The following is a 7,236-nucleotide window of genomic DNA, read 5'->3' as shown; positions in this document are numbered from 1 at the left end:
GCCGCTCCTTTCTCATCTATTTTGCGCTTCTCGCAATAAAATTACTCTCCGGTGTTTCGTTTTGCAAGAACCTCATCATACAAAAAATAGTTATTAGCCAAATACAATTTGGTTGTACTGTCCCGCTGATGTATACGCTCTAAGTGGCGATATCGGAGTACATTGACGTTTCAGTCAGCGATGTCGTAATGGCTGTTGAAACATATTTCATATCAATCTGGAGACAATAATGAGACGAGTTCGTAAAGTGATTATCGCAAGTTTGTTCACATGGGCCGCCGCTATGACTGGTTGTAGCTCAAATCCAATGATGTCGAACGAGGTTGCGATCAACGGAAAATTAACAGCATCTGCCGAGACGCCATCAAATTCGAGTACCGGAACGGGTTTGCTGGCGGCGACGTTTAACAAGCAAACAAATGTTCTCAACTGGACTGTGTCCTATTCTGGGCTGACTGGCCCAGTGAAAGCAGGGCATTTTCATGGACCTGCAATTGCCGGACAAAATGCTGGTGTGGCACTGGGTTTCACCGGTAGCACTGATAGTCCAATCAAAGGCTCTGCAACATTGACTCCAGCACAAGCAGCCGATTTGTTAGCGGGCAAGTGGTACGTCAATTTACATACTGCGGCTAATCCCGGTGGTGAAGTTCGTGCTCAGGCTTTGATTGCGCAATAACTCAATCGGATGATGATTATTTCAAGTTGTGTCGAATGTACGCGGTGAATATGCGCCGTGTACTTTTTTAGGTCTTTGCCAAAAAAGATTTAAATATCCATAGCGCCTAATATGCAGTATGGATTTGTACAAAATAGCTCAATTATGTTGTAACAGACCATTCGACACTTCGCATAAACGAGCGAGATTGCATGGGTATGGGGACGCGCTGCTCATCATAATTGATCGGCGATATTCAATGGCATGAATTGACGGATTATATGTCTCCAGCTTTATAACCTGGCAGGTGCTTGATCCTATAATGAGGACTGAAGCATTACTCGCCTGGCAGACCGCATGGACTATTGCATTCGGGGTGGCACAGAACCTATGGCAAAAACCGATACGACTGCCATCTGTCAAATTGAAGTCAATGGATAGAATAAAGTATCGGTTGAGAAAACATTTGCGGTTTTTTACTTTACCCTCCAACTAATAACAAAATAAAAGTGATGAGACACAATTCAGACTTATCTAAACGGATTGTGATCGATCCCTCAATATTACATTGGGTCGATTCACCAATCAAAGGCATTCAACGCCAATTACTAGAACGTGACGGAGAGGAAATCGCAAGAGCTACATCGATCGTGCGTTATCAGCCGGGTTCTATTTTTAAGACCCATCAACATGATTTGGGTGAGGAAATCCTTGTTCTGGATGGGGTACTTTGCGATGAATCAGGAAGCTACGGTCCGGGGACTTATATTAAAAATCCCCCTGGATCTTCACATGCGCCAAGCTCTGTGACGGGATGTACATTGTTCGTCAAATTGCGCCATCTTGATCCGGACGATAGCCAACGTACCATAGTTGATACGGCTAGTGAGGGATGGTCTCCAGGACTTGTGCCGGGTTTGTCAGTGATGCCGCTGTCAGAGTTCAATACTCAACATACGGCCCTAGTACGATGGGCGCCAGGGACGCGTTTCAGTCAACACCGACACTATGGTGGTGAAGAAATCTATGTATTAGCCGGTACCTTTGAGGACGAGTTTGGAAAATATCCGGCTGGTACATGGATACGCAGTCCGCATTTGAGTATGCACAGTCCTTTTAGTGAGGAGGGATGCACTATCTTAGTCAAAACTGGGCACTTGCCTGTCGCCGGCTCAGCAGAAACATTCGGATAACGCCCTTCCCAAGATATCACCAACTTTCGAACCCGTATGCATTGCGGAGAAATAGTGCACTTGCTTGGAATCAAATCGACTCAGTGAGATGCCAAAATGCTGATGCGATTGTCTTGCCCATGTGAGGTATAGTTGACCTTGGCAAATTTGAAATTATCAATTTAAGGTTATGTGTCCAATGAATAACTCGTCGAATTACACACCTCCCAAAATATGGACTCCTAATACCCAGCAAACAGGACGATTTGCGAATATTAACCGCCCGACCGCAGGCTCGACTCATACCCGCGAGCTACCGGTAGGTCGTCATCCGTTGCAGCTTTATTCGCTTGGAACACCCAATGGTGTCAAGGTTACAGTGCTGCTTGAAGAGCTGCTAGCCGCCGGATTTGTAGGCGCAGAGTACGACGCCTGGTTGATCAATATCAGTGAGGGCGAGCAATTCAGTAGTGGATTCACCGATATCAATCCGAATTCAAAAATTCCTGTTCTGGTGGATCGCACTAATTCAAGTCCAATCCGAATTTTCGAGTCCGGTGCAATCATGATTTATCTGGCCGAGAAATTTGGCGCCTTCTTTCCTGAGGGCGCCGCCGACCGAGCGGAGTGTCTTTCATGGTTGTTCTGGCAGGTGGGGAGTGCTCCATTTCTTGGCGGTGGCTTTGGGCATTTCTATGCTTATGCGCCTGAGAAGATCGAATATGCAATTAACCGCTATGCCATGGAGGTTAAAAGACAGATGGACGTTCTTGACCGCCGGCTCGCCGAAAGTCAATTTGTTGCCGGCGATGAATATACTATTGCCGACATGGCGATTTGGCCATGGTACGGTGCATTGGCCAAAGGACAGTTGTACGAGTCAGGAGAATTCTTGCAGGTCCAGGAATATACTCATGTGCTGCGATGGACTAATCAGATTGCACAACGGCCTGCTGTAAGACGTGGACGTATGGTGAATCGTGTTTTTGGTGATCCGGCAAGTCAACTGCATGAGCGACACGATGCGAGTGATTTCGATACAAAAACGCAAGACAAATTATTTAAACCTGTCTGATCAGTGATACACCTCTGAATGGAACATCAACCCATGATGACTTTTTATGATTGCAGTACTGCCCCCAGCCCACGTCGCGCGCGAATCCTCCTTGCAGAGAAGAAGGTAGTCTACGAAACGGTTCAGGTTGATTTAAGGAGCGGAGAGCAACTCAGTGAGGCATACCGACAGATTAATCCACTCTCTACGGTTCCTGCGTTAAAAACGGAGAGCGGAATGGTATTGACTGACAATGCAGCGATCACAGCTTTTCTTGAAGCAAAGTATCCAGAGCCACCGTTGCTCGGAATAACCCCGGAAGAAAAAGCCGAGATTGCGAGTTGGAACTGGCGTGTTGAATTTGAAGGATTGCTGGCAATTGCAGAAGCAATGCGGAATAGCTCCCCTTCGATGAAGCAACGCGCTTTGCCAGGACCAGTGGACTACCAGCAGATTCCAGAACTCGCCCAAAGAGGTCTGGCGCGGGTACAGCAATTCTTCGTTACTTTGAATGATCATCTGGCAAATCGGGAGCATATTGCGACAGACCGATTCAGTATCGTCGACATTACTGCGGTAGTTACTGTCGATTTCGCCCGTGTTGTGAAGATCAAGCCTGATGACCAATACCCCCATTTGCTACGCTGGCGCACACTGATGGCGAAGCGGGAGGCAATGTCTCTTTAGCCAGTATCGTCGAATTAACCTCGATGAATATAGCACCCATGTAGTCGGATGCATTTCAAAATTGATTGAACCGACATTCTGAACGCCAAAGAGATGTAATTTCCGGTCGGCGCCAACACTCACCTCATTTGAACGCGAGATCACCTTATTTTTAAAATCAGTGCATATCCAAAATGGTTGAAATATACCGAATGTATATAAAGTATTAATTGAGTGGTTTTTGCTCCAACCAGTCCAAAGATCATCATGTCTCAAGCCAATCCATCCATAGAACAGCAAGCGAGCTAGTCTCCCTTGTTGCTTCCGGACGTCTGGCGCGCCAATGAAACGGCTTATGTCGACCCTAGACCATGACGACAGGTTTTGAGAGTTTGGAGCATGAATTACCGAATGGCGGTTGGCCGCGGTCTAATTTAATTGAGCTCTTATCACAGCAGTCCGGCATCGGATCGACGCAGTTGCTTAAACCAATGTTAGCAAGATTGTCTCAATCACAAAAGATTGCCTTAATCCAGCCACTCTACTTACCTCAACGAATGGCTTGCCAATACTGGGGGATTGATACTTCACGACTTTTTTGGATTAAAGCTAAAAGTACGGCAGATGCTTTGTAGTCCACTGAAAAGATTTAAAAAACGCCAGCTATGGTGCAGTGATTCACCGGCAAACCAATTATCGTGCTGAATCCTTGCGCCACTTGAATCTAGCGGCACAGACAACGGATACCTGATTCTGGTTGATGCGACCGATATCCAGTGCAGGAGAAGCGTCTCCGCCACCGTTAGTCTGATGGGCAGCTGACGCATGCGCACTCCTTTTAATTATATTGAGCGGACCCAAAATCGAACTCTGTCATATTATCTGATGCGGTAACCGTCCGTATTTTCCCGTCGGTCAGATACAGAATGTGGTCACCGAATACTTTTGCATCTTCCATATCGTGTGTGATCAAGATCATAGGTACTTGCAATGATTGCTGCAAAATATCTAATTCTTTTCGCATAGTCATGCGCAGGCGGGGATCAAGTGCTGCAAAAGGCTCATCGAGCAGTAACGCTTTTGGTTCTGATATAAGCGCACGAGCCAACGCCGTTCTTTGTTTTTGCCCTCCAGATAGCTGGCTTGGAAACTGATTTGCAACTGCAGTCAACTGGAATGCATCAAGCCAATAATCCACCTTACTGTCCCGTATGTTTTCGTGCGGGTTAAGCCAGCCGTGGAATAAGCCAAACGTAATATTTTGTCTGACGTTTAGATGGGGAAACAAAGCGTAGTCTTGAAACAAATAGGCAAGATGACGTATCTGTGGAGCCAGATTAATACGATCTTTTTTGTCAAATAGAGTCTTGCTACCTAGTCGAATATATCCGTAATCTGGCTTAATTAATCCGGCGATCGCTTTTAAGGTCAGACTTTTTCCTGCACCTGATCCGCCCAGAATCACGATACGCTGACATGATGACGTGCATTGAATATCTAGTTCAAATCTGCGATCACCTGAAGAGAATATTTTTTGTATGTGAAAATCAAAGTACATCTGCAATTCCTATCCGGTTAAGGCCGGTTGGCAATACGGCCTGGAGCCAATCGTCCTGCCAGCAGAAGTACGGCAATACATACTGCTGAAGTCATTAATACCAATGTATTCGCTACGTCGTCTTGCCCGGCCTGCACTGCTTCATACACTGCAATCGACAAGGTTTGTGTTTTGCCAGGTATGCTGCCAGCCACCATTAAAGTTGCGCCAAATTCGCCCAAGGCTCGGGCGAATGCTAAAAGCACACCCGCTAATATTCCACGCCACGCCAGAGGTAGTGTCACCCGAAAGAAGATTGCAGTTTCCGATATGCCTAAGACTCGCGCTGCTTGTTCGAGTTGTCCATCAACCGCTTCAAACGCAGCTCGTGCAGGTTTGAATACTAAAGGGAATGCGACGATAGATGAGGCGATAACTGCGCCTTGCCAGGTAAAAATCAGGTTAATGCCAAACGTACTGTGTAGCCACTCACCCAGCCAACTGCGACGCCCCATGACTACTAGCAAGTAATAACCGAGAACAGTTGGCGGCATAACCATAGGAAGAGTGAGTAAAGTATCCAGCAAGTCGCGGCCGAAGAAGCGCATACGTGCCAGCAGATACCCGACAGCAATGCCAGTCACCAAGTTAATTGCTGTTGCCCATCCAGCGACTTTTAACGACAACAGTAGTGCGGTCCATGCTGAATCCATGCTGAATCTATACGTTAAGTTAAACCTGGGAACTAAGGTTTTTGAAAGCCATACTGACTCAAGACAGCCTGACTTTGCGGCAAAAAGAGAAAGCCTATAAAACGCTTGGCCTCTTCGATGTGTGCGGAGTCTTTCAATTTTGCAACCGGATAACTGATTGACATTGTCAAGGGGACTTCCATCACGACTTTGACTTTATCTTTCATAATGGCAGCATCGGTCGCATAGACAAAGCCTGCATCAACTTCCCCGCGAGCTACATAATCGAGTGATTGGCGGACGTTTTGAGTATTAATGGTTTTGCTTTCAAGTGCTGGCCAAAGCTTAGCTGCTTCTAATGCCTGCATGGTATATCGTCCGACTGGCACGCTTGCCGGAGCACCAATCGCAATACGCTTAATCCCTGCCTGATTCAGATCATTCAGGCGTTTAATACTTACTTTGCTATCCAGTGGCAAAATGAGAACTAAGGTGTTGCCTACAAAATCACGGCGCTCATTGGCTACCACTAAACCTTGTTTTTCTGCAGTATCCATTGTCTCCTGATCGGCGGAGGCAAAGACATCAACGGGTGCTCCTTTCGCAATTTGTTGAAGTAATGCGCCAGAGGCCCCAAAGTTTAACAACACCTTTGCATCAGGATATTGCGCCTGATAGTTTTGTGCGATTTCCTTAAACGCATTGGTCAGGCTGGCAGCGGCTGAAACCGTTATTTCGCCTGCGCCAGCAGCACTGGATACCGCTATTGCGACGATGAACGACAAGAGTTGTGTGAACTTTCTGGCTTGCATGGGAGCTCCCGCATAATCAATCAAGTATCGTAATATACATGTATATATAGCGAACTAAAAGAACGTACAGGGCTTGCCCCGTAGATTAGAGTAAGGACTGATGGTGATACTTATTGATCAGACTCCAAATGCATTTCCTTTGCCAAGCGCAATAAGTGTTTTTCTGCAGCGACAGTTGCTGCGGCCTCCATCGCACGGAAGTTTACTAAAACTCTGGCACCTGCCTCGGTTAGTTGAGCGCCGCCACCTTGAGAACCGCCTACGGAACTGTGTACTAACGGTTCACGAAAATTTCTATTCATCACATCAACCAGCATCCAGGCTCGTCGATAGGACATATTCATGGTGCGGGCTGCTGCACTGATAGAGCCATTTTGTCCTATTGCCTCAAGCAGGTCGGCTTTGCCCGGCCCCATTGCGATTTCATCATCGCATAACAGACGCAGTTTTAAAGCAATCTTTGTCGCCATCGAAACGCCCTCATAAAGTGCTTATTATAAGTTGATGAGTTAGCATTTGTAGTGGTCAAGTATTTTCAGACACCAAGATAGGTTGTTTTTGATCTGCAATTTTTTTGTTCATAAGCATTGGGAGGCAGATTTCCCAATGTGGAGTGCAATCGGACGTTGTTGTAGAAGGCGACGA

The 7,236-nt window shown here is 46.5% G+C and carries 8 protein-coding genes; 4 read left to right on the top strand and 4 right to left on the bottom strand.

Translation table 11 applies throughout. From position 1 onward, the window contains the following. Window positions 1–229 precede the first annotated feature (229 nt). The 4 genes from QN395_RS20710 to QN395_RS20695 all read left to right on the top strand — a co-directional run bounded on the left by QN395_RS20710 (window position 230) and on the right by QN395_RS20695 (window position 3,571). On the top strand, window positions 230–679 hold the full coding sequence (locus tag QN395_RS20710) for a CHRD domain-containing protein (protein ID WP_322120798.1): 450 nt from the start codon (window positions 230–232) through the stop codon (window positions 677–679). A gap of 491 nt (window positions 680–1,170) precedes the next feature. Next, window positions 1,171–1,851, top strand: coding sequence for a cupin domain-containing protein (locus QN395_RS20705; protein WP_322120799.1), 681 nt, complete (start codon window positions 1,171–1,173; stop codon window positions 1,849–1,851). A gap of 178 nt (window positions 1,852–2,029) precedes the next feature. Beyond that, complete coding sequence (gene yghU / locus QN395_RS20700) at window positions 2,030–2,905, top strand: glutathione-dependent disulfide-bond oxidoreductase (protein ID WP_322120800.1); 876 nt, start codon at window positions 2,030–2,032, stop codon at window positions 2,903–2,905. Between the two features lie 33 nt (window positions 2,906–2,938). Continuing rightward, window positions 2,939–3,571, top strand: coding sequence for a glutathione S-transferase (locus QN395_RS20695; protein WP_322120801.1), 633 nt, complete (start codon window positions 2,939–2,941; stop codon window positions 3,569–3,571). A gap of 817 nt (window positions 3,572–4,388) precedes the next feature. Here QN395_RS20695 and QN395_RS20690 read toward each other — a convergent pair. The 4 genes from QN395_RS20690 to QN395_RS20675 all read right to left on the bottom strand — a co-directional run bounded on the left by QN395_RS20690 (window position 4,389) and on the right by QN395_RS20675 (window position 7,061). Continuing rightward, window positions 4,389–5,108: a sulfate/molybdate ABC transporter ATP-binding protein gene (locus QN395_RS20690; RefSeq protein WP_322120803.1), complete on the bottom strand. Its 720-nt coding sequence runs from the start codon at window positions 5,106–5,108 to the stop codon at window positions 4,389–4,391. Window positions 5,109–5,125: 17 nt separating this feature from the next. Beyond that, entirely contained in the window at window positions 5,126–5,800 is a 675-nt protein-coding gene (gene modB, locus QN395_RS20685; protein WP_322120804.1) for a molybdate ABC transporter permease subunit, read from the bottom strand. Between the two features lie 32 nt (window positions 5,801–5,832). Then, window positions 5,833–6,591: a molybdate ABC transporter substrate-binding protein gene (gene modA, locus QN395_RS20680; protein WP_322120805.1), complete on the bottom strand. Its 759-nt coding sequence runs from the start codon at window positions 6,589–6,591 to the stop codon at window positions 5,833–5,835. Between the two features lie 110 nt (window positions 6,592–6,701). Further along, the gene (locus QN395_RS20675) at window positions 6,702–7,061 is read right to left on the bottom strand and encodes a winged helix-turn-helix domain-containing protein (RefSeq protein ID WP_322120806.1); all 360 of its coding nucleotides are present in this window, start codon (window positions 7,059–7,061) and stop codon (window positions 6,702–6,704) included. Window positions 7,062–7,236 lie beyond the last annotated feature (175 nt).

This window comes from Undibacterium sp. RTI2.2 (genome assembly GCF_035018705.1).
Taxonomy (GTDB): Bacteria; Pseudomonadota; Gammaproteobacteria; order Burkholderiales; family Burkholderiaceae_D; genus Undibacterium.
The sequence above is the reverse complement of the archived record's forward strand: the minus strand, read 5'-3'. Positions and strand labels throughout refer to the sequence as shown.